Raw genomic sequence first — 25820 nt, forward strand, 5'->3', positions numbered from 1 at the left:
GCCATCAAGCTTTCAATCAGGCTGTTGCGCGGCGATCGCGGCCAGGAAAACCGCGCCGAACTCCTTGAGCTTGGCCCCTCCCACGCCATTCACTTCGGCAAACGCGTCGAGGTCGCGCGGGCGGCGGTCGGCCATGTCGATGAGCGTGCGGTCGGAAAACACCACATAGGCCGGCACCTGGCGTTCCTTGGCGAGCCGTAGCCGCAGCGACTTGAGCGTCGCCAGCAGCGAAGCATCGACGCCCTCGGCTCCGGCGGCGCCTTCCCCGGAACGCTTCCTGCCGCGCACCAGAGGGTCCCGCGTCTCGACGCGATACTGGAATGCAATCTCGCCACGGCCGAGCGCGCGGCCGCTTTCGGAGATGGCGAGACCGCCATGGCCCTCGGGATCCGGCATCAGGAACCCGCCGGCCACCAGTTGCCGGACCAGCGACAGCCACACTGTCTTCCTGTGCGCGGCGCCGGTGCCGAAACTGCCGAGTGTTTGATGAGCTCTCGCCAGCACCTTCTCGGTCTCGTGGCCAAGCAGGATGTCGATGACATGGGCCGCGCCGAAGCGCTCGCCGCTCTCTGCAACCGCCGCGAGGATCTTCCGCGCTTCGGCACTGCCATCGGCGCGCGGCGCCTGGTCGAGGCAGTTGTCGCAATTGCCGCAGGCCTGGGCCTCTTCGCCGAAATAACCGAGCAGCACCTGGCGGCGGCATTGCGCCGTCTCGCAATAGCCGATCAGCGTGTCGAGCCGGCGGTGTGACCGCCTTTTGTGCTCTGACGAGGCATCCTCGTCATCGATGAACAGCCGGCGCATGCGGATGTCGCCAAGGCCGTAAAGCATATGCGCCTCGGCCTCGCGTCCGTCGCGGCCGGCACGGCCGATTTCCTGATAATAGGCTTCCAGGCTGCCCGGCATATCGGTGTGGAAGACAAAGGCGACATCAGGCTTGTCGATGCCCATGCCGAACGCGATGGTTGCCACCATGACGACGCCGGACAAGGTCATGAAGGCGTTTTGATTGGCTTCACGCGCCTCCTTGCTCATGCCGGCGTGGTAGGCGAGCGCGGTGACACCGTTGCGCTTCAGAAAGGCCGCCATCTCTTCCGTTTTCTTGCGCGACAAGCAATAGATGATGCCGCTCTTGCCCGCATGGCGCTCGATGAAGCCGAGCAGCTGGCGCTTGCTATCCTGCTTGGGCGCGATGGCCAGCTTGATGTTGGGCCGGTCGAAACCGAGCACCAGCGTTTCGACCTGCTCGGCGAACAGGCGGGCGGCGATGTCGGTACGCGTGCTCTCATCGGCAGTCGCCGTCACCGCGATGATCGGCACATTGGCAAAGATACCGCGCAACCGGGACAGATCCTCATATTCGGGCCGGAACGCCGGACCCCATTGCGAGATGCAATGCGCCTCGTCGATGGCGATCAGGCTGACGTGGAGCCTGGAAAGGGCATCCAGCATGCGCTCGGTCATCAGCCGCTCCGGCGCCAGATAGAGCAGCCGCGTCTGGCCAGATGCCACACGGCGCCACGCCGCGACATTGGCCTCGCGGTCGAGCGAGGAATTGATCGTATCGGCCGCCACGCCGGCAAGCCGCAGCGCCGCGACCTGGTCCTGCATCAGAGCTACCAGCGGCGAGACGACGAGGGTGAGCCCGCCCAGAACCAGCGCTGGAACCTGATAGCAGAGCGATTTGCCCGCGCCCGTCGGCATGACGGCCAGCACATGGCGCCCGCCAAGCAGTGTATCCATCACGTCGGCCTGGCCGGGGCGAAAATCGTCGAAGCCGAACACCTCCTTCAGGACGCGCCGCTTGGGATCCCCGGCCCTGATACCCGCCGCCTGCGCCGGCATCAGACAGCCGCCTGGCGGCAAGCGATGTTTCGCGTACGGGAGAGATCGGGCAAGATGGTCAAGGGCGACTCCTTGTGAGGCCTTGGAGTAGCCCACCGCTCATCCCATCACAACCGCCCTGTCAATGCCCTCGGCAACACCGCCGGCGACGCCTTCCCCAGCGGCACACGCCCCCCTGATGGATTCCGCCGTGTTGCGATGTAAGCTTGCCCTCGCCGATACGCCACGGAGGGCGCGATGCTGCAGGTGAGACAGGATTTGCTGGGCGAGCGGTTCCGGCTGCAGCGCGCCGCCTTCAAGGCACAACCCTTTCCCGACCTTGGCGTCCGCAAGGACCGGCTGAGGCGCCTGCTGGCGCTGACCGAGCGGCACGAGACCGAAATCTGCGCTGCGATCGATGCCGACTTCGGCGGCCGCTCGGCGCATGAGACCCGCCTGGCCGAACTGTTCGTCGTGCGCGCCGGCATTCGCCATGCGCTCGCCCATGTCGGCGGCTGGATGCGGGAGCGCCGCGTTGCCACCACCTTGCCGTTTCTGCCAGGCAGGAACCGCCTCGTGCCGCAGCCGCTCGGGGTCGTCGGTATCGTGTCTCCCTGGAATTATCCTTTTCAGCTCGCCGTCGCGCCGGTTACGGCCGCGCTTGCCGCCGGCAACCGCGTGCTGGTCAAGCCTTCCGAACTGACGCCGGCTTTTTCCGGGCTGCTGACCAGGCTGGCTGGCGAACATTTCGCCCCGGATGAACTCAGCGTCATCGCCGGCGATGCCGATACGGGGAAAGCCTTCGTCTCGATGCCGTTCGATCATCTGCTGTTCACCGGTTCGACGGCGGTCGGACGCCAGGTTGCGATCGCCGCCGCCGCCAACCTGACCCCGGTCACGCTCGAACTCGGCGGGAAGTCGCCGGCGATCCTCGACCCCTCCTGCGATCTTGACACCGCGGTTGCCAGCGTCGCCTATGGCAAGCTGTTGAATGCCGGGCAGACCTGCATCGCGCCGGACTATTTGCTGGTGCCGAAGGGACAAGCAGGTACGGTCGCCGCGAAGCTCGCAATCGCCATGGCGCGGCTCTACCCCTCGTTGCGCGACAACCCCGACTATACCGCCATCATCAGCGATCGGCATTACCAGCGTCTGCGCGCCATGATCGCGGAAGCGCGCGACACGGGTGCCGATGTCACCGAGATCAACCCGGTCGGCGAGGACCTCGGCAATGCGGGCCGGAAGCTTCCGCCGACCCTGGTCAGCAACGCAGGCTCGGACCTGAAGCTGATGCGCGAGGAGATTTTCGGCCCGGTGCTGCCGATCGTCGAATACGCCACGCTCGACGACGCGATCGCTTATGTGAACAGCGCCGAACGGCCGCTGGCGCTCTACTGGTTCGGCAACGACGGCGGCAACCGCCAGCGCATCCTGCGCGAGACGGTCGCCGGCGGCGTCACCATCAACGACTGCATGCTGCATCTGGTGCAGGAGAACCAGCCCTTCGGCGGTGTCGGCGCCAGCGGCATGGGCGCCTATCACGGCGAATGGGGTTTCCGCACCTTCAGCAAGGAGAAACCGGTCTTCCTGCAGTCGCGCTTGAGCGCGGGGAGCCTTCTGCGGCCACCCTATGGCAAGACGTTCGAACGGCTTTTCGGCCTGCTCAGGCGCATCACCTGACGCGCATTAAGTCTATCTTCACCATGATGCGGCAGCTTTCGCACCCTGCGGTGATGTTTTGAGTACCGCGGCGCCATTGGCGCCCAGGCAACAACCCGCGCTTCCCTGGAGGCGCGGGTTTTTCGTTGGCCGAGCAATCGTCGGTCAGGCGAGGAAATCGGCGCGGTGCGGCGTAAAACTGTCGACCAGCCGCCCCGCCTCGAGCGCCTTGACGCCGTGCACCAGGCCGGACGGCACGATGAAGCTGCCGCCGGTCTCGACGATTTCGGTCCGGCCGTCGATGGTCACCTCAAAACGGCCTTCGGCTACATAGCTCGCCTGCACATGCGGATGCGAATGCAGGGCGCCGACACCACCCCTATCGAAACCGAATTCGACCATCATCAGTTCGTCGGTGGTGAGGAGAACCCGCCGGCGATTGCCGTCCGGGGTCGGCGTCCAGGCACCCTGGCCGGCATGCGCGAAAATCTTCGGCTCGGTCATCGTCTTCTCCTCATCGCGCCAGCCATCCCCCATCCACCGGCACCACCGCGCCATGCATGTAGTTCGAGGCCGGCGCCAGCAGGAAGACGGCAGCATCGCCAATGTCTCCGGGCTCGCCCCAGCGGCCGGCGGGAATGCGCCCGAGGATGGCCGCGCTGCGGTCGGGATCGGCGCGCAGCGCCTGCGTGTTGTTGGTGTCGATATAGCCCGGCGCTATGCCATTGACGTTGATGCCCTTCGCCCCCCACTCGCAGGCGAGCAGCCTGGTGATGCCGAGCACGCCATGCTTGGACGCCGTGTAGGACGCGACGCGGATGCCGCCCTGGAAACTCAGCACCGAGGCGATGTTGACGATCTTGCCCTGGCGTCCACCGGCAAGGAGGCGCCGCGCAAAGGACTGACACAGCAGGAAGACGGACTTCAAATTGACGTCGATCACGTCGTCCCAATCGGCTTCGCCGAGATCGACGGCATCGGCGCGCCGGATGATGCCGGCATTGTTGACCAGCCCGTCGATCGGACCGTTTTGATCCCAGACGCGGTCCAGCATCGGTCCGACTGCTGCCGTGTCGGCAAGATCGATGCTCACCGCCTCGAATTGGCCGCCCACCGCGCCGACCTTGCTCGCGGTGTCGTCCATCGATGAGCGGCCGACGCCGATCACGGCGCCACCGGCGCGCGCGACCGAGATGGCAATGCCTTGGCCGATGCCGGTGTTGGCGCCGGTCACCAGGATGCGCTTGCCGGCCAGGCTGAAGGTGGAGAGGTCGCTCACCGCAGCATGTCCATCGCCACCGGATCGACATCGGTGTAGTCGACATTGTCGCCGGCCATCGCCCAGATGAAGGCATAGTTGGACGTGCCGGCGCCTGAGTGGATCGACCAGCCCGGCGACAGCACCGCCTCCTCGTTGCGCATGACGATGTGACGTGTCTCGTCCGGCTCGCCCATGAAGTGGAAGACGCGGGCCGCCTCGGGCAGGTCGAAATAGAGGTAGGCCTCCATGCGCCGGTCATGCACATGGCATGGCATGGTGTTCCAGATCGAGCCCGGCGCCAGCTGCGTCATGCCGACGACGAGCTGGCAGGTTTTTGTTCCCCCGGCATGAATGAACTGGAAGATCGAGCGCTCGTTGCAGGCCTCCTTGCTGCCGAGATCGAGGCGCTTGGCGTCATCGAGGCGGATCAGCCGGCTGGGATGAGCCTGATGCGCCGGGGCGCTGAGCAGATAGAACTTGGCGGGGTCGTTCCTATCAGCAGAAGCGAAGGAAACCGTGTCGGTGCCCATGCCGAGATAGAGCATGTCGCGCGTCCGCAGGTCGAAGGACTGGCCGCCGGCTTCGATCGTGCCGGCACCGCCGATGTTGACGGCGATCAATTCGCGCCGGTCGAGAAACCCCTTGGTGCCGGTCGGCTTGATCGCTTCCAGTGGCAATGCCGTTGCCGCAGGCACGGCGCCGCCGACGATCATGCGGTCGTAGTGCGTGTAGGTCAGGCTGATGCGCCCGGGCTGGAAGAGATCCTCGATATGGAAATTATGGCGCAGCTCATCCGTTCCCATGGCGGCGGCGGCCGCCGGGTCTATGGCGAAGCGCGATGTGTAGTCGGTGTGGTTCTGGCTCATTTCTGTCCTGGCTTTCGGTGGATCATTCGCCCGCGGCCGCCTTGACCGAGCTGGCGTAGTAGGCCTGCCGCGCCTGCAGCCGCTCGCGGTAACGCTGCTGGCTGGCGCCGAGATGGGTGCGCATCGCCTCGCGCGCGGCTTCGGCATCGCCCGCCGTGATCGCGTTCAGGATCACCAGATGCTCGCGCTGCAGCCCGCGCTGGTAGCTGTCGGACTGCGCCAGTTCGGTCGACCAGGGCGAGGTCACGTCGCACGGAATGGCGCGCCGGCCGAGCACGTCGAGCATCTCGACATAGAAGGGGTTATTGGTGGCGCTGGCGATGGCGCGATGGAAGGCGAGGTCGGCCGGACCGGTCGGCTGGCTGTCGAGCAGCAGCCGCTCGAACTCGAAGAAGGCTTCCTGGATCGCCGCCTCCTGCGCGGCGTTGCGACGGATGGCAGCGAGCCCAGCCGATTCGATCTCGATCGCCAGCCGCACCTCGAGCACGTTGAGCGCGACCGAATCCTTGGCTCCCATGTCGGCGGCGAGCGCCCCGAACATGGTCGAAATATGCTCTGTGACGAACACCCCGGCGCCCTGCCGCGGCTCGACCAGACCGTCGGCGGCAAGCTTGGCCAGCGCCTCGCGGATGACGGTTCGGCTGACGCCGAAGGTTTCGGTCAGCTGGCCCTCGGTCGGCAGCTTGTGGCCGGGCGGGATCTCGCCCGCCTGCAACTGCTTGCGGATCGCCCCCACGACGGTTTCCGACAGCTTGGGTTTTCTCTCGACCCTGAGGTCGTTTGCGGTATCGGACACCTCGGTGACCTCCTAGTGCAATTCCACGAAAAGTGCGTAGCGTCTTTCCGCCTGGAATTGCGTAAACACAAAGAGTTAGAGCGGTTCAACGATTCTAACGATCGCCGAACCGCTCTAATGGAACAGGCCCGGCAGCCACAATGAGATTTCCGGCACGTAGGTGACAAGCATCAGCACGGCGAAGGCAGCGCCGTAGAATGGCCAGATCGAGCGCATCGCGGTCCAGATCGGAATACGGCCGATGGCGCAGCTGACGAACAGGACCGCGCCGACCGGTGGCGTGCAAAGCCCGATGCCGAGATTGAGGATGAGGATCACGCCGAAATGCACGGGATCGACCCCATAGGCCATGACGACAGGCAGGAAGATCGGCGTCGTGATGATGATCAGCGGCGACATGTCCATGAAGGTGCCGAGAATGAGCAGGACGACGTTGATCAGCAGCAGGATCACCAGCTTGTTGTCGGACACCGACTGCAGAAAGGCGACCAGTGCCGCCGGTACCCTGAGATAGGCGAGCAACCAGCCGAAGGCCGCCGCGCAGCCGATGATCATCAGCACCATGGCCGTGGTGCGCACCGACGCCGTCGTCGCCGCGACGAAGTCGCCCCAGCTCATCGAGCGGTAGATGATCAGCGTCACCAGGAAGGCGTAGACGATGGCGATGCAGGAACTCTCGGTCGCGGTGAAGACACCGGACCTGACGCCACCGAAGATGATGGCGATCAGGATGAGCCCGGGAATGGCGGCGACAAGCAGTTGCAGGGCCCGGCCGAAGCCGGCGAAAGGCTCCGTCGGATATCCCCGGCGGCTGGCGACCCAATAGGCCGTTGTCATCAGCGACAGCGCCAGCAGCAGACCCGGCAGCACGCCAGCCGTGAACAGGTCGGCGATCGAGATACGGCCGCCGGCGGAGATCGAATAGATGATCATGTTGTGGGACGGTGGAATGAGAAGCGCGATGATGGCCCCGACCGAGGTGATGTTGACGGCATAGTCGACGCCGTAGCCGCGCGCCTTCATCTGCGGAATCATCAGCCCGCCGACCGCCGACGCATCCGCCACCGCCGAGCCGGAGATGCCACCGAACATGGTCGACGCCGCGATGTTGACCTGCCCCAGGCCGCCGCGCAAATGACCGACCAGGGAGCCTGCCAGCGCGACCAGCCGCGCGGCGATACCACCGCGCACCATCAGGTCTCCGGCGAAGATGAAGAACGGGATGGCCATCAGCGAAAAGACGCTGACCCCGGAATTCAGCCGCTGGAACACCACGACCGGCGGCAAGCCAAGCGTGAGGATCGTGGCAAAGCTGGCAACGCCGAGGCAGAAGGCGATCGGCGTGCCGATGACCAGCAGGAACACGAAGGTGCCGAAGAGGACGATCAGGGCCATGGTTCAGGGCTCCTCGCCGGTTGCATGAATGTCGGCGTCGACGGGCAGGCCGGCAAAGCGCCCGGCCAGCCGTTCCAGCGAAAACAGACAGACCAGCGCCCCACCCAGGATGACCGGCAGGAAGCTGACGCCGCCCGGCAGGGCAAGTGACGGCATGACCGTGTTCCAGGTCAGCCTGGCCAATTGCACGCCATAGACGATCATGCCGGCGCCGAAGGCCAGCACGACAAGGTCGGAAATGCTGCGCAGTACCGCCTTGGCCGAAACAGGCAGGACATAGAGCAGCACGTCGAAGCCGAGATGGGTGCGTTCGCGCACGCCGACGGCGGCGCCGAGAAAAATGAACCAGCCCATCAGCAGAACCGAGAAGGATTCCGTCCAGCTCGGCGAACGGTTCAGCACATAACGCGAGAAGACCTGCCAGAAGATGATGATCGTCATCAGCGTCAGGCCGGCGCCGCTGATCCAAAGCGCCAGCCTGGCAAGCCCTGACAGGACCCGCTCCGCACCCAGCCAGAATCCTCGCATGGCCGACACGTCCGAAGGCAGCGCGGGGGCCTCCGCGCTGCTCGATCCATTGCCCCTGCCGTTCATTTCTCGGCCTGTATGCGGGCGGCCAGATCCTTCAATTCGGGCTTCGACAAGTACTTGTCGTAGACGGGCTTCATCGCGTCGATCAGCGGCTGTTTGTCGATCTCGCTGACCTTGACGCCCGCGGCCTCGACGATGCCGCGCGACTTCTTCTCCTGCGCGTCCCACAGTTCGCGCATCTTGACGACGCTGTCCTTGGCTGCCTGGCGCACGATCGCCTGGTCTTCCGGCGAGAGCTTGTCCCAGCTTGCCTTCGACATGACCAGCACTTCCGGCACGATCTGGTGTTCGTCCATCGTGTAATGCTTGGCCACTTCGTAGTGCTTGGCGGATTCGAAGCTCGGCCAGTTGTTTTCGGCGCCGTCGATGACGCCGGTCTGCAGCGCCGAATAGACTTCGCCATAGGCCATCGGCGTGGCGTTGGCGCCAAGCGCGTTGACCATGTCGACGAACACATCGGACTGGATGACGCGGAACTTCATCCCTTTCATGTCCGCCATCGAGGTAATGTCCTTCTTGGTGTTGTAGAAGGACCGAGCACCGGAATCGTAGAAGGCGAGGCCGACGAGATCATGCGCCTCGAACGCCTTCAGGATCTGGTCGCCGACAGCGCCGTCCATGACGTGGCGCATGTGCTCGACGGAGCGGAACATGTAGGGCAGCGACGGCACGGCGGTCTCCGGCACGATGCCGTTGAACGGTCCCATCGAGACACGGTCGAGGTCGATGACGCCGGCCTGGGTCTGCTCGATCGTGTCCTTTTCCTCGCCGAGCTGCGCCGAGTGATAGACCTCGATCGAATAACGGCCGGCGGTGCGCTGCTTGATCAGGTCGCCCATGTACTTGACCGCCTCGACGGTCGGGTAGCCGTCCGGATGGGTATCCGAGGATCGCAGCACGGTTTCGGCGTTGGCAGCGCCGATCAGCAGCGAACCGATGGCGAATGTCGCCGCCGCCGTCAATTTCGAAAAATGCAACATGACTTCCTCCCTTTGAAAATCGAAACGCCCGGCTCAGAGCCGGTACGCATTCTTGGCAAGCGTGTAGGCAAGCTCCTTCGCGAGTTCATGCGCCTCGTCCTCACGCAGCCTGTGCTCGGCGACGAGACGCGCCAGGAACGCACAGTCGACCCGCCGCGCCACGTCGTGGCGGGCCGGTATCGACGGAAAGGCGCGCGTGTCGTCGTTGAAGCCGACCGTGTTGTAGAAGCCGGCGGTCTCGGTGGTCATCTCGCGGAACCGGCGCATGCCTTCCGGGCTGTCGTGGAACCACCAGGCCGGCCCGAGCTTCAGCGCCGGATAGACGCCGGCCAGCGGCGCCAGTTCGCGCGCGTAGCTGGTTTCATCCAGCGTGAACAGGATGACGGTCAGGTCGCGCTCCAGCCCGACGCAGTCCAGTAATGGCTTCAATGCCGTGACATAGTCGGTCCGGGTCGGGATATCGAAACCCTTGTCCCTGCCGAATTTCTGGAAAGCGGAAGCCGAATGATTGCGCATGGAGCCGGGATGGATCTGCATGACCAGCCCGTCGTCCCGGCTCATCTTGGCCATCTCGGTCAGCATCTGCGCGCGAAACAATTTTCGCTCGCGCTCATCCTGCGAGCCGGCGCGGACCCGGTTGAACAGCTCCTGCGCCGCCGCGTCGGAAAGATTGGCGGTCTCCGCCGTTGGATGACCGTGATCCGACGAAGTCGCGCCGAAGCTCTTGAAGAAGGCGCGCCGCTGGCGATGTGCGTCGAGATAACCGGCCCAGGTCCCGGTGTCGCAGCCGGTGATCTCGCCGAGCCGATCGAGATTGGCCGAAAAGCCTTCAAAATCGGGATCGACGACGGCGTCTGGCCGATAGGCGGTGACGACACGGCCCTCCCAGCCACTGTCGCGGATCATCTGGTGCCATTTGAGATCGTCGAGCGCGCCTTCGGTCGTCGCGATGACCTCGATGTTGAAGCGCTCGAACAGCGCGCGAGGGCGGAAATTCTCCCACTGCAGCAGCGTTGCGATCGTGTCGTAATGGCGGTCGGCGGTCGCGGCGCTCAACGGCTCTTCGATGCCGAACAGATGCGCAAGGACATGGTCGAACCACAATCGGGTCGGCGTGCCACGAAAGAGGTAATAGTGTTCGGCGAACAACCGCCAGATCGCCCTGCCGTCGGTCTCGACGGACTCACCATCGAGGGTCGGCACGCCGAGAGCCTCCAGCCGCACGCCCTGACTGAACAGCATGCGAAAAATATAGTGGTCCGGCACGATGAGCAGTTGCGCGGGATCGGGGAACGGCTCGTTCAGCGCATACCAGCGCGGGTCGGTATGGCCGTGCGGGCTGATGATGGGCAGGTCCTTGATGCCGGCATAGAGAGCGCGGGCGATCGACAGCGGACGCGCCTCGGCTGAAAACAGCAAATCCGCATTGGTCAGTGCCACGGCCATCCTCCGGCTCCATGGGTAGGATCGGTCGGAAATAATGTCAACATACAAAAATCGGATTGTTGTATGATGACTCCTAGGCAAAGCTGAGCATTGTCGGCGGACGCCGTCAGTGTTACCCCGCAAATCGTTCCACGAGATGAGTGCCGAACCGATGACAGACCGCCGCCTTTCCAACCGCATGGCGCAGGCATTGCCGGCCAAGGTCGCCGCGCCTCGATATGATCGTGGCGCAATCACGCCGGGCATCGTGCATCTGGGCGTCGGCGCCTTTCACCGCGCCCACCAGGCCGCTTATATCGATGAATGCCTGGCGGGCGGAGAAACGGACTGGGGCATATCAGGCGTGTCGCTGCGCAGCGCGGAAACGCGCGACGCGCTGGCGCCGCAGGACGGGCTCTACACCTTGGCTGTGCGCGGCAGCGGCGGCGAGAAGCTGCATGTCATCGGCTCGATCGGCTCGCTGCTGGTGGCGCCGGAAGACCCGGAAGCGGTGCTGGCGGTGCTGGCCGATCCGCGTACCCGCATCGTGACGCTGACGATCACCGAGAAAGCCTATTTGCGGGCGGCCGGCGGCGGATTGGACGCAGCGCATGCCGACATCGTCCACGACCTGGCCAATCCGCGAACACCGAAGACGGCGCATGGTTTTCTGACCGAAGCGCTCGCCCGGAGGCGGGGCGCTGGCACCCCGCCCTTTACCGTGCTTTGTTGCGATAACCTGCCGGCCAACGGCGCCACCTTGCACCGGCTGCTGATCGAATTCGCCACGCTGCGCGATGCAAGTGCCAGTTCGGCGGGCAATGCCGGAATGGCCGACCACATCGCCAGTCACGTCGCATTTCCCTCAAGCATGGTCGACCGCATTGTGCCAGCCACGACCGACGCCGACAGGGCGCGGATAGCGGGCGAACTTGGTATCGACGACGCCTGGCCCGTGATGACGGAACCCTTCCGCCAGTGGGTGATCGAGGACGATTTCCCGACGGGCCGTCCGGCCTGGGAAAAATTCGGCGTCACCATGGTTGGGGATGTCGCTCCCTTCGAGGACATGAAGCTGAGGCTGCTCAACGGCGCGCATTCGGGCATCGCCTATCTCGGCCTGCTCTGCGGCCACGCGACGGTCGACAGTGCCTTCGCCGATCCGGCGATCCGGCTGTTCGTCGACGCGCTATGGCAAGAGGCCATAACAACATTGCCGGACGATGCCGGCCTCGACCCATCAGCCTATACCGCCGAGCTTGCCGAGCGTTTTTCGAACACGGCACTTGCCCACCGCACGGCGCAGATCGCCAATGACGGCAGCCAGAAACTGCCGCAGCGCATTATCGCCTCGGCTGTCGAGTGCCTCGAAGCCGGCACCGAGCTGGTCCATCTCACGCTGGTGGTGGCTGCCTGGATCGCCGCCTGCGCGGCGCGCGGAAAGACGTTGCCGGAAGGCCATTTCACCGATCCGCTCGATGCGCCGATGACCGCGCTTTTGGACCAGCAGCTGCCGGCGAACGAAACCGCGACAGCGGTGTTTGACATGGCCGGCTTCGCCCGGGATCACGCCGAGCGCCAGACGCTGATCGAACTCGTGGCCGTCCATCTCGTCCACCTGCGACGAGACGGCCCGACTTTGGCCTTCGCCGCGCTCGGCATAGGAGGTCAATGAACGAGATGCAGGCCCAGCAACGGTTTCCGACGGGAAGCGCTTATGGGAATGTCAAGCAGCACCCCATTTCTTACGAGCACCTTTTAGCCGCTCATCAAGATTACGCGTGTCAATAAGACTTATGAAATCAACAATATGGCAGAGAATGCGCCGTAGCCGGACTTCCCTGAAATCCTTACCCCCACTTTCCAGATCCACCAGAAAATTGAGAACGACCTGCGACCACGACTTGGTCGAATTCGCGTCTTCACCATTTATTAAATCGACAAAGCGACCGTATCCAATAATTGATCTGCCCGAACCCCTACTTTCAATCATCGATTCCCCGATTGCGCGTAATTCTTCGCGAAAGACAAGCGTATCGCGCCAGCTATCCGAATCGCTGGCAGTGTTAATGTGACCGTCTGCAAAAGCGGACCTAATAGCAGACAGAGATTCGTCCACCCTGGCGGTATGCCGATTCCATGAGGCTTGGTAGTATGTAAGCTCTTGGCGGTATAGCTCTAGCCAACCCAAGAACGCGCAGAGGCGATACAGAGTGCTGACAATTTTGTAACGCTGATAGTATGGATCTTGGTTGCTGTTTCTCTCCTGCTTAAAAGGCCGTGAATCGAAAACTCGTTGCGACAGAAATACTGTGGGATAGGTATCGCAGATTTCCACCAAGCGGTGTCCAAACTCTCGTGCAGAGAGCCTCAGGGGATCACGGTATTTTTGATAGATCAGCTCGAGAGCTCGATTTTGCTTCCAAGATTCAAAGGATCTGGAAAAGAAGTACTCTTTTATGACAATGCCGAGTATCGACCCAATAGTCGACACCAGAGCGCCGAGAAAAGCAAACCCTAGCCAAGTTTTAAGGTCTAGACCAAACATAAGAATGCCCCCGGAATTTCTTCCGAAGGTAACAAAACTCGATACGATTTGAAATCGTCGGCGCGCATCCTGCGCAACAAACCACTGAAATGAGTAACCGCCCTCGAACCTCAGGCCGGTAGAAGCGCGCCTTCCAGCGTGGTGAGCTGGCTAAGGAATTGTTCGGCCTTGCCGCGCGACTGGTCGTCCTTGGCGTCGGCGGCATCTTCCCTGGCTTCCTGGATGCGGCGGGCGAGATCGGCGCGGTCGACATCCTTCACCGCGACAGCCGATTCCGCCAGCAGCGTGCAGCCGGCCGGGACGATGTCGGCGAAGCCGCCGAACACGACATAGCGTTCTTCGCTGCCCGAGGCGCTCTTCACCGTGACGACACCCGGCTTGATCGTGGTCATGACCGGTGCGTGATGAGCCATGACGGTCATCTCGCCTTCGGCGCCTGGAATAACGACGGATTCGACCTCGGCGGAAACCAGCAGGCGTTCCGGGGAAACCAGTTCGAATTTGAAAGCTTCAGCCATGTCAATTTAGTGAGTAGGGAATAGTGAGTAGGAAGTAGGGCGAGAGAACAACTATCCGACTCGCCCAGCTGCTATTCACTACTGACTACTGACTACTCCCTATTCGCTTTATTTACGCCGCTTCTGCCGCGAGGCGCTGTGCCTTCTCGACCGCTTCCTCGATGCCGCCGACCATGTAGAAGGCGGCTTCCGGCAGGTGGTCGTAATCGCCGTTGCAAAGGCCCTTGAAGCCCTTGATGGTGTCGGCGAGGTCGACCAGCTTGCCCGGCGCGCCGGTGAACACTTCGGCGACGAAGAAGGGCTGCGACAGGAAGCGCTCGATCTTGCGGGCGCGGGCCACGGTCTGCTTGTCCTCTTCCGAGAGCTCATCCATGCCCAGGATGGCGATGATGTCCTGCAGCGACTTGTAGCGCTGGAGGATCGACTGCACCTGGCGGGCAACGCCATAATGCTCGTCGCCGACGACCAGCGGGTCGAGCATGCGCGAGGTCGAGTCCAGCGGATCGACGGCCGGATAGATGCCCTTCTCGGCGATCGAACGGTTGAGGGTCGTCGTCGCGTCAAGGTGAGCGAACGAGGTCGCCGGCGCCGGATCGGTCAAGTCGTCGGCCGGCACGTAGATCGCCTGCACCGAGGTGATCGAGCCCTTGGTGGTGGTGGTGATGCGTTCCTGCAGCGCGCCCATGTCGGTGGCGAGCGTCGGCTGGTAGCCCACGGCCGACGGGATGCGGCCGAGCAGAGCCGACACTTCGGAACCCGCCTGCGTGAAGCGGAAGATGTTGTCGACGAAGAACAGCACGTCCTGGCCCTGGTCGCGGAAATATTCGGCGACCGTCAGGCCGGTCAGGCCGACACGGGCGCGCGCGCCCGGCGGCTCGTTCATCTGGCCGTACACCAGCGCTGCCTTGGAGCCTTCACCGCCGCCCTTCTTGTTGACGCCGGATTCGATGAACTCGTGATAGAGATCGTTGCCTTCGCGGGTGCGCTCGCCGACGCCGGCGAACACCGAATAGCCGCCATGTGCCTTGGCGATGTTGTTGATCAGTTCCTGGATCAGCACGGTCTTGCCGACGCCGGCGCCGCCGAACAGGCCGATCTTGCCGCCCTTGGCGTAAGGCGCCAAGAGGTCGAGCACCTTGATGCCGGTGATCAGGATCTGGGCTTCCGTCGACTGCTCGACATAGGTCGGAGCCGGCTGATGGATCGAGCGCATTTCGATTGCATCGACCGGGCCTTCTTCGTCGACCGGCTCGCCGATGACGTTGATGATGCGGCCGAGCATGCCCGGGCCGACCGGCACGGTGATCGGAGCGCCGGTGTCGCGCACTTCCTGGCCACGCACCAGGCCTTCGGTGGAGTCCATCGCGATGCAGCGCACGGTGTTTTCACCCAGATGCTGGGCCACTTCGAGCACCAGGCGGTTGCCGACATTGGTCGTCTCGAGCGCGTTCAGGATCGCCGGCAGGTGATCGCCGAACTGCACGTCGACAACGGCGCCGATGACCTGGCGAACCTTGCCGACAACGCCGGTGGCTTTCCTGGCCACGGCCTGCGTCTTGGCGGCCACGGCCTTGGCCGGCGCTGCTGCTGCCTTGGCCGGAGCAGCCTTTGCCGTCGCTGCCGGAGCCCTGGCCGCTTTCACGGGGGCTGCTGGCTTGGGGGCTGCCGCCTTCGGCGTTGCCTTCTGGGGGGTCGCTGCTTTCGCCATCGTCTTTACCCTTTTCGTCCTTTGTTTCTCACGCGGTCCGGTTCGCGGGACAGTCACCCGCGGACCGCGCCTAGAGCGCCTCGGCGCCCGAAATGATTTCGATCAGTTCCTTGGTGATCTGCGCCTGCCGCTGGCGGTTGTAGGTGATCGATAGCTTGTTGATCATCTCGCCGGCGTTGCGCGTCGCATTGTCCATGGCGCTCATCTTGGCGCCCATTTCGCCGGCGGCGTTTTCGAGCAGCGCCCGGAAAACCTGCACGGAGATGTTGCGCGGGATGAGGTCGGAGAGGATTTCGCCCGGCTCCGGCTCATATTCATAGACGGCGCTGCCGCCATCCACCGCCGCGGCCGGAGCCGAAGCGGTGCTGGCCGGGATGATCTGCTGCGCGGTCGGGATCTGGCTGATCACCGACCTGAACTGCGAATAGAACAGCGTGCAGATGTCGAAGGCGCCCTCGTTGAAGAGATGGATGACCTTCTTGGCGATCGCATCGGCATTGACGAAGCCGAGCGTCTTGACCTCGCGCAGATCGACACGGTCGATGATCATCGATGCATAGTCGCGGCGCAGGATGTCGAAGCCCTTTTTGCCGACGCAGATGATCTTGACCTGCTTGCCGTCGGCCAGAAGCCGGCGGATGTGATCGCGGGCAAGACGGGCGATCTGCGAATTGAAGCCGCCGCACAGGCCGCGCTCGGCGGTGCAGACCACGAGCAGATGCACGGCGTCCTTGCCGGTGCCCGTCATCAGCGCTGGGGCATCGCCGCCACCGCCGATCGCCTGGGTGATGTTGGCCAGCACGGAACCCATGCGCTCCGAATAGGGGCGCGCCGCTTCCGCTGCCTCTTGCGCACGGCGCAGCTTCGCCGCGGCGACCATCTGCATCGCCTTGGTGATCTTCTGCGTCGCCTTGACCGAGGCGATACGGTTACGAAGGTCTTTTAATGAAGGCATGCTTCAAACCTGATCCCGTCTTGTCTCATCCGGACTGGCGCTTCGCTTAGGCGAAGGTCTTGGCGAAGGCGTCGATCTCGGCCTTGAGCTTGGCGCGCAGATCGTCCGAAAGCGCCTTTTCCTTGCGGATGGCATCGAGAACGTCCTTGCCCGCCGCACGCATGTGGCTGAGCAGGCCGTGCTCGAACTTGCCGACCTGGTTGACCGGCAGCTTGTCGAGATAGCCGTTGACGCCGGCAAAGATCACCGCGACCTGCTCTTCCGTCTTCAGCGGCGAGAACTGCGGCTGCTTCAAGAGTTCGGTCAGGCGCGATCCGCGGTTGAGCAGGCGCTGCGTGGCGGCGTCTAGATCCGAGCCGAACTGCGCGAAGGCCGCCATTTCGCGGTACTGCGCTAGCTCGCCCTTGATCGAGCCGGCGACCTGCTTCATCGCCTTGATCTGCGCGGCCGAGCCGACGCGGCTGACCGACAGGCCGACGTTGACGGCCGGACGGATGCCCTGGAAGAACAGGTTGGTTTCGAGGAATATCTGGCCGTCGGTGATCGAGATCACGTTGGTCGGGATATAGGCCGACACGTCGTTGGCCTGCGTCTCGATGATCGGCAGGGCGGTCAGCGATCCGCCACCCAGATCGTCGTTGAGCTTGGCGGCGCGCTCGAGCAGGCGCGAGTGCAGGTAGAAGACGTCGCCGGGATAGGCTTCGCGGCCCGGCGGGCGGCGCAGCAACAGCGACATCTGGCGATAGGCGACAGCCTGCTTCGACAGATCGTCATAGCTGATCAGCGCATGCATGCCGTTGTCGCGGAAATATTCGCCCATGGTGCAGCCGGCGAACGGCGCCAGGAACTGCATCGGCGCCGGGTCGGAAGCGGTGGCGGCGATGATGATCGAGTATTCGAGCGCGCCGCGCTCTTCCAGAACCTTGACGAACTGCGCGACGGTCGAACGCTTCTGGCCGACGGCGACGTAGACGCAGTAGAGCTTTTCCTTTTCCGGGCCGTTGTCGTGCACCGACTTCTGGTTGAGCATTGTGTCGAGGATGATGGCGGTCTTGCCGGTCTGGCGGTCACCGATGACCAGCTCGCGCTGGCCGCGGCCGACCGGGATCAGCGCGTCGATGGCCTTGAGGCCGGTCGACATCGGCTCGTTGACCGATTTGCGCGGAATGATGCCCGGCGCCTTGACGTCGACACGCTTGCGTTCGGTCGCCTTGATCGGGCCCTTGCCGTCGATCGGGTTGCCGAGCGCGTCGACGACGCGGCCGAGCAGGCCGGGGCCGACGGGAACGTCGACGATGGCGCCGGTGCGCTTGACGATGTCGCCTTCCTTGATGTCGCGGTCGGCGCCGAAGATGACGACGCCGACATTGTCGGCTTCGAGGTTGAGCGCCATGCCGCGGATGCCGCCGGGGAATTCGACCATTTCGCCGGCCTGGACATTGTCGAGGCCATAGACGCGGGCGATACCGTCACCGACGGACAGCACCTGTCCGACTTCGGAGACCTCGGCCTCCTTGCCGAAATTCTTGATTTGGTCTTTCAGAATTGCGGAAATTTCCGCGGCGCGGATGTCCATCAGCCGACCTCTTTCAGTGCAAGCTTGAGCGAATTGAGTTTGGTTTTGAGCGACGTATCGATCTGGCGCGAGCCCATCTTGACCACTAGCCCGCCGAGCAGCGACGGATCGACGGTGACGGAAATGGTCACGTCCTTGCCGGCAACGCCCTTCAGCGCCGCCTTGAGTTCGGTCTGCTGGGCCGCGGTCAGCTCATGAGCCGACGTCACCTCGGCGGCAGCCTCGCCACGGTGTTCAGCGGCGATCTGGCGGAACGCCTTGATCATGCCGGGCACCGCGAACAGGCGGCGGTTCTTGGCGACGACGCGCAGGAAATTGCCGGTCAGGCCGGTGATGCCGGCCTTGTCGGCGATCGCCCCGATGGCCTTGGCCTGGTCCTCGCTGGAGAATACCGGGCTGTTGATCAGCCGGGCCAGGTCGGCACTGCCCGCGAGCATGGCCTCGAAACTGGTGAGGTCGGCCTCGACCTTGGCCACGGAATTTGCCTGCGATGCCAGTTCGAACAGCGAACCGGCATAGCGTTCTGCGACACCTGAGATTGGCGATGACGATTGAGCCACGGACCGTCTTTTCTCTTGTCTGACAGGCCGCAGATTGTTGGCGCGAGCAAAAACTCTGGCTAAATCTTTGACCTTACTGCATTTTTTCAAGCACGGAGGCGCGGCTTCCGCTATCCCCGGCCGAAAGTCGATTGCCGTCTAGCACAGGCATTTTAAGACCGCAATGCGTCGTTCCGCATGGTTTTCAGGCACTATTGTCGCATCCGGCGAAAGATCAGCGTCCTGAGCGCCTGAATACCCCAGGATTCAGGGCACAAAGCCGAAGGCAAAGGCGAGCGGCAAGGCCGCCAGCGCCAATTCCACCACGATGGAAACCCAATTGAAAGGTGTATTGGCGCCGTCCGACATCATTGACAGCAGCCGGCCGAAGGCGGTGAACAGCCAGGAAAATCCGAGCGCCATGTAGACCAGCGGCTGCGCGAGCAGGATGCAGCATAGGCCGACTCCGAGATAGAAGCCCGACATGCGGCCGCGCCCCTCGGCGATCGCCGCCGCCTTCTCGGGTTTTGCCTGCAGGCGCAGGATACGGAACGCCAGCCCCGGCGCCAGGAAAAACAGAAGGCCGAGCAGCACGGTGAAGACCGCGCTCGACCAGGCCAGCCATTCGCCCTGGCTCGTCGGCCATGGAAGCGCAAAATCCATCGTGTCCCCTTCGAATGCCTGTTTTGAAAATCGCCGACATTCTAGCGAAGGAAAGGACCGGCGCCAGATGGCTTCAGCCACTTTGGGAGACGCGCATCAACCGAGTGCGAATTCCACCGCCGCCCCGGCATGGATGCGCGTCGTGTCGAAAACCGGAATGTCGAAATCGTCCTGGCCGATGAGCATGGTGATCTCGGTGCAGCCCATGATCAGGCTGTCGGCGGCTTCGTCGCGGCGCAAGCGGTTTGCCTCGGCGACATAGGCCGCCTTCGAGGCTTCGGTGACGATGCCCTGACAGAGTTCCTCGTAGATGACGCGATGCACCATGTCGCGCCCGGCCGAATCCGGCACCACCGGCGACAGGCCATATTTGTCGGCAAGCCGGCCCTTGTAGAAGTCCTGCTCCATGGTGAACCGCGTTGCCAGCAGCGCCGGCCGCCGCAGGCCGGCCTGCCTGACCGTGGCCGCGGTGGCGTCGGCGATATGGATCAGCGGGATCGACACAGCCGCCTGCACCTGGTCGGCCAGTCTGTGCATGGTGTTGGTGCACAGAAGCAGGCCCTCCGCACCGCCGGCCTCAAGTTTGTGTGCGGCATCGATCAGCAGCGCACCGGCACCGTCCCAGTCGCCATCATGCTGCCGTTCGGCGATCTCGGCGAAATCGAACGACCAGAGCAGCAGCTTCGCCGAATGCAGACCGCCCAGCCGCTCGCGCACGATCTCGTTGAGCAGGCGGTAGTAGATGGCGGTCGATTCCCAGCTCATACCGCCGAGCAAGCCTAAGGTTTTCATGAGATCTTCCGTTTCTCTCGTCGAGGCAGCTGTAGCTGAATTTGTGTTCCTACAAAAAGCTCTGCGGGTCGATGTCCACCTGCACCCGAACCGAGCCGCGCTGTTTCGGCCCGTTGGCCAGCATGGTGCGGATGAACCCCTGCATGTCGGCGCGCCGTTCGCCCTGGATCAGCAGGCGGAAGCGGTGGCGACCGCCGAGCAACGATAATGGCGCTTCCGCCGGCCCGAGCACGAACAGATCCGGCGCCTCCGGTGCGGAGCGGCGCAGGCCGCGTGCATGGCCTTCCGCTTCCGCCCGCGTCACCGCGCTGACGATGACGCCTGCCAGCCGGCCGAAGGGCGGCAAGGCAGCGCGTTCGCGCTCTGAAATCTCGCGTTGGTAGAAAGACTCGGCATCGCCGGAGACGATCGCCCGCATCACCGGATGGTCGGGCTGGAAGGTCTGCAGCAGGCCAAGGCTCTTCTTGCCGGTGCGGCCGGCACGGCCGGTCACCTGGCTGAGCAGCTGGAAGGTGCGCTCGGCGGCGCGCGGATCGCCATTGGCAAGGCCCAGATCGGCATCGACGACGCCGACCAGCGTCATGTTCGGGAAATTATGACCCTTGGCGACCAGTTGCGTGCCGATGACGATATCGGCCTCGCCGTTGGCGATAGCCTCCAGTTCCAGCCGCAACCGTCGTACACCCCCCATTATATCCGACGACAGCACGATGGTACGCGCGTCCGGGAAATGCGTGACGACCTCTTCGGCGATGCGCTCGACCCCCGGCCCGCAAGCGACCAGATGGTCGAGCGTGCCGCATTCGGGGCAGGCTTCCGGACGGCGCTCATTGTGACCGCAGTGATGACACACCAACTGGCCGCGAAAGCGGTGCTCGACCAGCCAGGCCGAGCACACCGGGCAACCGAAGCGATGGCCGCAGACCCGGCACAGCGTCAGCGGCGCATAGCCGCGCCGGTTGAGGAACAGCAGCGACTGTTCCTGCTTCTCCAGCGTCTTGCGCATATGGTCGATCAGCACCGGCGACAGGAAGCCGCCACGGGCCGGCGGCGCGCGGCGCATGTCGATCGACTTGAGATCGGGAAGTGCCGCCTCAGCGAAGCGGGCGGAAAGAACAGCCCTGGCATAGCGGCCCTGGCTTGCGTTGACCCGGCTCTCGACCGACGGCGTCGCCGACGCCAGCACCACCGGAAAGCCGCCAATATGCCCGCGCACGACAGCCATGTCGCGCGCATTGTAGAAGACACGGTCTTCCTGCTTGTAGGCCGGGTCGTGCTCCTCGTCGACCACGATCAGGCCAAGTTCCTTGAACGGCAGGAACAGCGCCGAGCGTGCGCCGGCGACGACACGCACGCCCCCTTCCGCCACTTGCCGCCAGACTTTTTCGCGCATCCTGGGCGGCAGATCGGAATGCCATTCCCCCGGCTTGGCACCGAAGCGCTGCTGGAAGCGTTCGAGGAAAGCATGGGTCAGCGCGATTTCCGGCAGCAGGATCAGCACCTGTTTTCCCTGATCGAGCGCGGCCGCCACCGCCTCGAAATAGACCTCCGTCTTGCCCGAACCGGTGACGCCGTCCAGCAGCGCGACATTGAACGCACCGGCCGCGACATTGGCGCGCAGCATCGACGCGGCGTCGTTCTGGTCCGGCATCAGGTCCGGCACGGCATAGCTTGGGTCGGGTGCGGCCACCACCGGACGCGGCGGGATCATCACCGTTTCGAACACGCCTTGCGCTTTCAGTCCCTCGATCACCGTCGACGACACGCCGGCGGCATGCGCCAGCCCCGAGCGCGTCCAGGCCAGCCCTCCTTCGGCCGTCTCCAGCACCCGCGTCCTCGCATCCGTCATCCGATCGGGCATGACGAGCGTCCGCTGCAGTCCTTCGATCCAGGGTTCGGGATCGAAAGCTTCCGGCGCACGCAGCAGCATGCGCGCCACCATGCCCGGAGCCGACAGCGTGTATTGCGCCACCCAGTCGACGAAGCGGCGCATAGCGCGATCGATCGGCGGACAGTCGAAAACCTGTTCGATCGGGCGCAATTTCCTGGCATCGACCTGCTCGACCACGCCGTCCCAGACGATGCCCGCGACCTGACGCGGCCCGAGCGGCACGCGCACGATCGAACCCGGCACCACCCGCATGCCGGCCGGCACGGCATAGGTGTAGGGGCGTTCGGCCGGCATCGGCACCAGCACCGGTGCGGCTGCGACAAAGGGCGAATCTTCGATCATGAGGCGTGACCTTGCCCCGACTTTGCTCTAGATCAAAGGGCAACGCTGAACGTGCCTTCGCAGGCGCCACGAAATCGTCAGGAGACCGCCATGAAATTTTTTGCCGACACAGCCGATATCAAGGAAATCCGTGAACTGATCGATCTGGGGTTGCTCGACGGCGTCACCACCAACCCGTCGCTGATCCTGAAATCGGGCGGCAAAATCGCCGAGGTCACCAAGCAGATCTGCGACATCGTCGAAGGCCCGGTTTCCGCGGAAGTCGTGGCGACCGAATACAAGCAGATGATGGCCGAGGCCGAGGTGTTGGCCAAGATCGCGCCGAATGTCGCCATCAAGGTGCCGTTGACGCTGGACGGATTGAAGGCCTGCAAGACGATCCGCACCGAGATGAACCGCATGGTCAACGTCACGCTGTGCTTCTCGGCCAACCAGGCGCTGCTCGCCGCCAAGGCAGGCGCCTCCTTCATCTCGCCCTTCGTCGGCCGCATCGACGATACCGGTTCTGACGGCATGGAAGTGATCCAGGAGATCCGTCAGATCTACGACAATTACGATTTCCAGACCGAGATCCTGACCGCTTCCGTGCGCACAGTGAACCACGTGAAGCAGGCGGCGCTCATCGGCGCCGATGTCGTCACCGCGCCACCCGCGACCCTGAAGGCGCTGGTCAATCACCCGCTGACCGACAAGGGCCTTGCCGCCTTCCTCGCCGACTGGGCAAAGACCGGCCAGAAAATCGGCTGAGCGAGCTTATGCCCGATACGAAAAAAGGCCGGGCAACCGGCCTTTTTTATGCGTTGCGGATCAAGGGGCCGATCGATCCGTGCCGTCATCCCCAGGGATGGTTACCGGTGGGCGCTTGCCCGCCATGATCTCGCGCTTGCCGACATGGTTCGGTGCGCCGACCAGACCCTCCTTCTCCATCCGCTCGACCAGTGAAGCGGCGCGGTTGTAGCCGATGCCAAGGCGGCGCTGGATGTAGGACGTCGAACATTTCTTGTCGCGCAACACCACCTTGACCGCCTCGTCATAGCTGGAATCGCCGTCCTCGGCGGCAACGGCTCCCTTGTCGAAGACCGCTCCCTGGTCGTCTTCCTCTTCCTCTTCATCCTCGTCGGCCGTTACGGTCTCCAGATATTCGGGGCGGCCCTGCGCCTTCAGATGCGCCACGACATGCTCGACCTCGGCGTCGGACACAAAGGGGCCGTGCACGCGGGCGATGCGCCCGCCGCCCATCATGTGCAGCATGTCGCCCTGGCCGAGCAGCTGCTCGGCACCCTGCTCGCCCAAAATGGTGCGGCTGTCGATCTTGGAGGTGACCTGGAAGGAGATGCGGGTCGGGAAGTTGGCCTTGATCGTGCCGGTGATGACGTCGACAGAGGGCCGCTGCGTTGCCATGATCAGGTGGATGCCGGCGGCGCGCGCCATCTGCGCCAGGCGCTGGATGGCGCCTTCGATCTCCTTGCCGGCGACCATCATCAGGTCGGCCATCTCGTCGACGATGACGACGATGTAGGGCATCGGCGCGAGGTCGATCTCCTGCTGTTCGAACAGCGGCTCGCCGGTGCCCTTCTCGAAGCCGGCCTGCACGGTCATGACGACCGTCTCGCCCTTGTCGCGGGCAGTGGCGGCGCGCTCATTGTAGCCGTCGATGTTGCGCACGCCGAGCCGCGCCATCTTGCGATAGCGGTCTTCCATTTCGCGCACCGCCCATTTGAGCGCGGTAACCGCCTTCTTGGGATCGGTGACGACGGGCGTCAGAAGGTGCGGGATACCGTCGTAAACTGACAGCTCGAGCATCTTCGGGTCGACCATGATCAGCCGGCATTCTTCCGGCTTCAGCCGGTAGAGCAGCGACAGGATCATGGTGTTGATGGCGACCGACTTGCCGGATCCGGTGGTGCCGGCGACGAGCAGATGCGGCATTTTCGCCAGCTCGGCGATGACAGGTTCGCCGCCGATCGTCTTGCCAAGGCAAAGCGCCAGCTTGCAGCTGGTCTTGCGGAAGCCCTGCGATTCGATCAGTTCACGGAAATAGACGGTCTCGCGTGTCTCGTTCGGCAGCTCGATGCCGATGACGTTGCGGCCGGGCACCACGGCGACGCGCGCCGAGACCGCCGACATGGAGCGGGCGATATCGTCGGCGAGACCAATCACGCGGGAGGATTTGACGCCCGGGGCCGGCTCGAACTCATAGAGGGTAACGACCGGGCCGGGGCGAACATGGATGATTTCGCCGCGCACGCCGAAATCCTCCAGCACGCTTTCCAGGAGATCGGCATTCTGCTCAAGCCGCTCCTGCGACATGTAGAAGCCCTGCCCTTCCGGCGGCTGCTGCAGCAGCTCCTCCGAGGGAAGCGCGTAGCCTTCGCCCGTCACCGGCTGCACAACCTTTCCGGCCATGGGCAGCGACGGCGAACGCACGGCGAGACCGGTTTCCTCCACGCGTGGCACAAGTGGCGCCGGGGCGGCGCTGGCTGCGGCAGGCGCCGTCGCGGCCGTTGTCCGAGCCAGCCGGGCGGTCCTGCCCGCCGGGACGGCCGGCTCGACCACCACCTTGTTGGAGTTGGCCGGAAAGACGTCCGGCAGGGCAGGTGGAACCTGGCCAGGAAGGCATTCGATGACACGGAACAAGGCGGTGACATCGGCCACCGCCGGTCCGGAGACATCGGCCCGGGCGGCGGCAACCGGCGGAGCCGGGACCGGTGCACGCGGGACCGGGCTGACTTGGCGGGCCGGCGTCACGTCGACCAGAAGCGGCGCCAAGCCCTCGAAGAAGGCGTGATCCGAAAGATAGGGCCGCCGGGCTTTTTCAGCGGGGGCTGCTTTGACCGGCGCGCCATTCCCGACAACGGGCGCCGGGCGCGTGGCCGCCCGTGCCGTTGCTGGCACCTTTAGAGCCGCCGGCGCAACGCCTTGCGCCGTCTCCCCGCTACGCGCCGGCTGAGCGGGCCCGGCCGGTGCCGGTCCGCGATGCATGACGGCGCCAGGGCCGACCTGCTGTGTCGGGAGCGCCTGCCGTGCGTCCTGCTCGGCAACGTCGTCCTGCGGTTGGCGGTGCTTTGGCTCATAGTCCGGCGTGCGTGTAAAACGCACATTGGGTGCAAGGAAAAAATACTCTTGCCAGGCCGGGCTTTCGGTGTCGCCACCCTGCGGGAAAGAAGCGCCGGACTGGCGGACATCGACCTTGCCGCGCGGGCCGCCGGAACGCTCTCCTTGGGGGTCATCGGGCGCAGCTGTGTGCAACGAATTGATCCGAGAAAAACGCCTGGCTTCCATGCTCAAGACTCACTGTGAAACGACTGCCGAGCAATAGGGAGCGAGTGGTTAACAGTTGCTTCCCGTCAGCGTCGCTGGAGCGATCGAGACGCATCTTTCGCGGCGAAGCGCTGGGCTGGAAAGCGGGGCGAACCTTGGTCACGGGAAAAACCCGCGGACAGCATTCACATGGCGCCAAAAGCCCAGCTGCCGGCGCGTTTCCGTCGCCC

22 protein-coding genes are annotated in these 25820 nt (G+C 64.0%); 3 read left to right on the plus strand and 19 right to left on the minus strand.

Annotated elements, in window-relative coordinates; translation table 11 throughout:
* Positions 1-12: 12 nt before the first annotated feature.
* Positions 13-1845, minus strand: coding sequence for a DNA helicase RecQ (recQ, locus tag LB524_RS25195; RefSeq protein WP_224530978.1), 1833 nt, complete (start codon positions 1843-1845; stop codon positions 13-15).
* Between the two features lie 237 nt (positions 1846-2082).
* On the opposite strand from recQ, the gene LB524_RS25200 reads away from it, so the two are divergent.
* A complete protein-coding gene (locus LB524_RS25200; RefSeq protein ID WP_224530979.1) occupies positions 2083-3504 on the plus strand; it encodes a coniferyl aldehyde dehydrogenase in 1422 nt (473 codons plus the stop codon).
* Between the two features lie 144 nt (positions 3505-3648).
* Here the strand turns inward: LB524_RS25200 and LB524_RS25205 are convergent, their stop codons facing one another.
* The 8 genes from LB524_RS25205 to uxaC all read right to left on the minus strand — a co-directional run bounded on the left by LB524_RS25205 (position 3649) and on the right by uxaC (position 10818).
* Positions 3649-3987: a cupin domain-containing protein gene (locus LB524_RS25205; RefSeq protein ID WP_140616587.1), complete on the minus strand. Its 339-nt coding sequence runs from the start codon at positions 3985-3987 to the stop codon at positions 3649-3651.
* 10 nt (positions 3988-3997) lie between these two features.
* Entirely contained in the window at positions 3998-4762 is a 765-nt protein-coding gene (gene kduD, locus LB524_RS25210; protein ID WP_224530980.1) for a 2-dehydro-3-deoxy-D-gluconate 5-dehydrogenase KduD, read from the minus strand.
* Positions 4759-5610 carry a 5-dehydro-4-deoxy-D-glucuronate isomerase gene (gene kduI, locus LB524_RS25215; RefSeq protein WP_015315181.1) on the minus strand — a complete coding sequence of 284 codons (852 nt, stop codon included), beginning with the start codon at positions 5608-5610 and terminating at the stop codon, positions 4759-4761. The genes kduD and kduI overlap by 4 nt, the downstream gene beginning before the upstream one ends.
* 22 nt (positions 5611-5632) lie before the next feature.
* Positions 5633-6406 (minus strand): FadR/GntR family transcriptional regulator, encoded by a 774-nt coding sequence (locus LB524_RS25220; RefSeq protein WP_015315180.1) that lies wholly within the window; start codon positions 6404-6406, stop codon positions 5633-5635.
* A 114-nt stretch (positions 6407-6520) separates the two neighbouring features.
* On the minus strand, positions 6521-7801 hold the full coding sequence (locus LB524_RS25225) for a TRAP transporter large permease (protein ID WP_140822662.1): 1281 nt from the start codon (positions 7799-7801) through the stop codon (positions 6521-6523).
* Between the two features lie 3 nt (positions 7802-7804).
* Positions 7805-8329, minus strand: coding sequence for a TRAP transporter small permease (locus tag LB524_RS25230; protein ID WP_041163297.1), 525 nt, complete (start codon positions 8327-8329; stop codon positions 7805-7807).
* A gap of 62 nt (positions 8330-8391) precedes the next feature.
* Complete coding sequence (locus tag LB524_RS25235) at positions 8392-9372, minus strand: TRAP transporter substrate-binding protein (protein WP_224530981.1); 981 nt, start codon at positions 9370-9372, stop codon at positions 8392-8394.
* Positions 9373-9405: 33 nt separating this feature from the next.
* Positions 9406-10818, minus strand: coding sequence for a glucuronate isomerase (gene uxaC / locus LB524_RS25240; RefSeq protein WP_224530984.1), 1413 nt, complete (start codon positions 10816-10818; stop codon positions 9406-9408).
* Between the two features lie 151 nt (positions 10819-10969).
* On the opposite strand from uxaC, the gene LB524_RS25245 reads away from it, so the two are divergent.
* Positions 10970-12472 (plus strand): mannitol dehydrogenase family protein, encoded by a 1503-nt coding sequence (locus tag LB524_RS25245; RefSeq protein WP_224530986.1) that lies wholly within the window; start codon positions 10970-10972, stop codon positions 12470-12472.
* Between the two features lie 51 nt (positions 12473-12523).
* Here the strand turns inward: LB524_RS25245 and LB524_RS25250 are convergent, their stop codons facing one another.
* The 9 genes from LB524_RS25250 to LB524_RS25290 form a co-directional block, all read right to left on the minus strand.
* The gene (locus LB524_RS25250) at positions 12524-13345 is read right to left on the minus strand and encodes a hypothetical protein (RefSeq protein ID WP_224530989.1); all 822 of its coding nucleotides are present in this window, start codon (positions 13343-13345) and stop codon (positions 12524-12526) included.
* 110 nt (positions 13346-13455) lie between these two features.
* Positions 13456-13863: a F0F1 ATP synthase subunit epsilon gene (locus tag LB524_RS25255; RefSeq protein WP_224530991.1), complete on the minus strand. Its 408-nt coding sequence runs from the start codon at positions 13861-13863 to the stop codon at positions 13456-13458.
* Between the two features lie 112 nt (positions 13864-13975).
* On the minus strand, positions 13976-15571 hold the full coding sequence (atpD, locus tag LB524_RS25260; protein WP_224530995.1) for a F0F1 ATP synthase subunit beta: 1596 nt from the start codon (positions 15569-15571) through the stop codon (positions 13976-13978).
* A 70-nt stretch (positions 15572-15641) separates the two neighbouring features.
* Complete coding sequence (locus tag LB524_RS25265; protein ID WP_140662549.1) at positions 15642-16526, minus strand: F0F1 ATP synthase subunit gamma; 885 nt, start codon at positions 16524-16526, stop codon at positions 15642-15644.
* Between the two features lie 46 nt (positions 16527-16572).
* Positions 16573-18102 (minus strand): F0F1 ATP synthase subunit alpha, encoded by a 1530-nt coding sequence (atpA, locus tag LB524_RS25270; RefSeq protein ID WP_015315171.1) that lies wholly within the window; start codon positions 18100-18102, stop codon positions 16573-16575.
* Positions 18102-18662: a F0F1 ATP synthase subunit delta gene (locus LB524_RS25275; protein ID WP_224530998.1), complete on the minus strand. Its 561-nt coding sequence runs from the start codon at positions 18660-18662 to the stop codon at positions 18102-18104. The genes atpA and LB524_RS25275 overlap by 1 nt, the downstream gene beginning before the upstream one ends.
* Positions 18663-18908: 246 nt before the next feature.
* On the minus strand, positions 18909-19304 hold the full coding sequence (locus LB524_RS25280) for a DUF4345 family protein (protein WP_127275645.1): 396 nt from the start codon (positions 19302-19304) through the stop codon (positions 18909-18911).
* Between the two features lie 96 nt (positions 19305-19400).
* On the minus strand, positions 19401-20096 hold the full coding sequence (locus tag LB524_RS25285; RefSeq protein ID WP_015315168.1) for an aspartate/glutamate racemase family protein: 696 nt from the start codon (positions 20094-20096) through the stop codon (positions 19401-19403).
* Positions 20097-20145: 49 nt separating this feature from the next.
* Positions 20146-22329 (minus strand): primosomal protein N', encoded by a 2184-nt coding sequence (locus LB524_RS25290; RefSeq protein ID WP_140822674.1) that lies wholly within the window; start codon positions 22327-22329, stop codon positions 20146-20148.
* A gap of 90 nt (positions 22330-22419) precedes the next feature.
* On the opposite strand from LB524_RS25290, the gene fsa reads away from it, so the two are divergent.
* Complete coding sequence (fsa, locus tag LB524_RS25295) at positions 22420-23076, plus strand: fructose-6-phosphate aldolase (protein WP_140662544.1); 657 nt, start codon at positions 22420-22422, stop codon at positions 23074-23076.
* 60 nt (positions 23077-23136) lie between these two features.
* Here the strand turns inward: fsa and LB524_RS25300 are convergent, their stop codons facing one another.
* On the minus strand, positions 23137-25611 hold the full coding sequence (locus tag LB524_RS25300) for a DNA translocase FtsK (protein WP_224531001.1): 2475 nt from the start codon (positions 25609-25611) through the stop codon (positions 23137-23139).
* Positions 25612-25820: the final 209 nt, after the last annotated feature.

This window comes from Mesorhizobium sp. ESP6-5 (assembly GCF_020164695.1).
Lineage (GTDB): Bacteria > Pseudomonadota > Alphaproteobacteria > Rhizobiales > Rhizobiaceae > Mesorhizobium > Mesorhizobium australicum.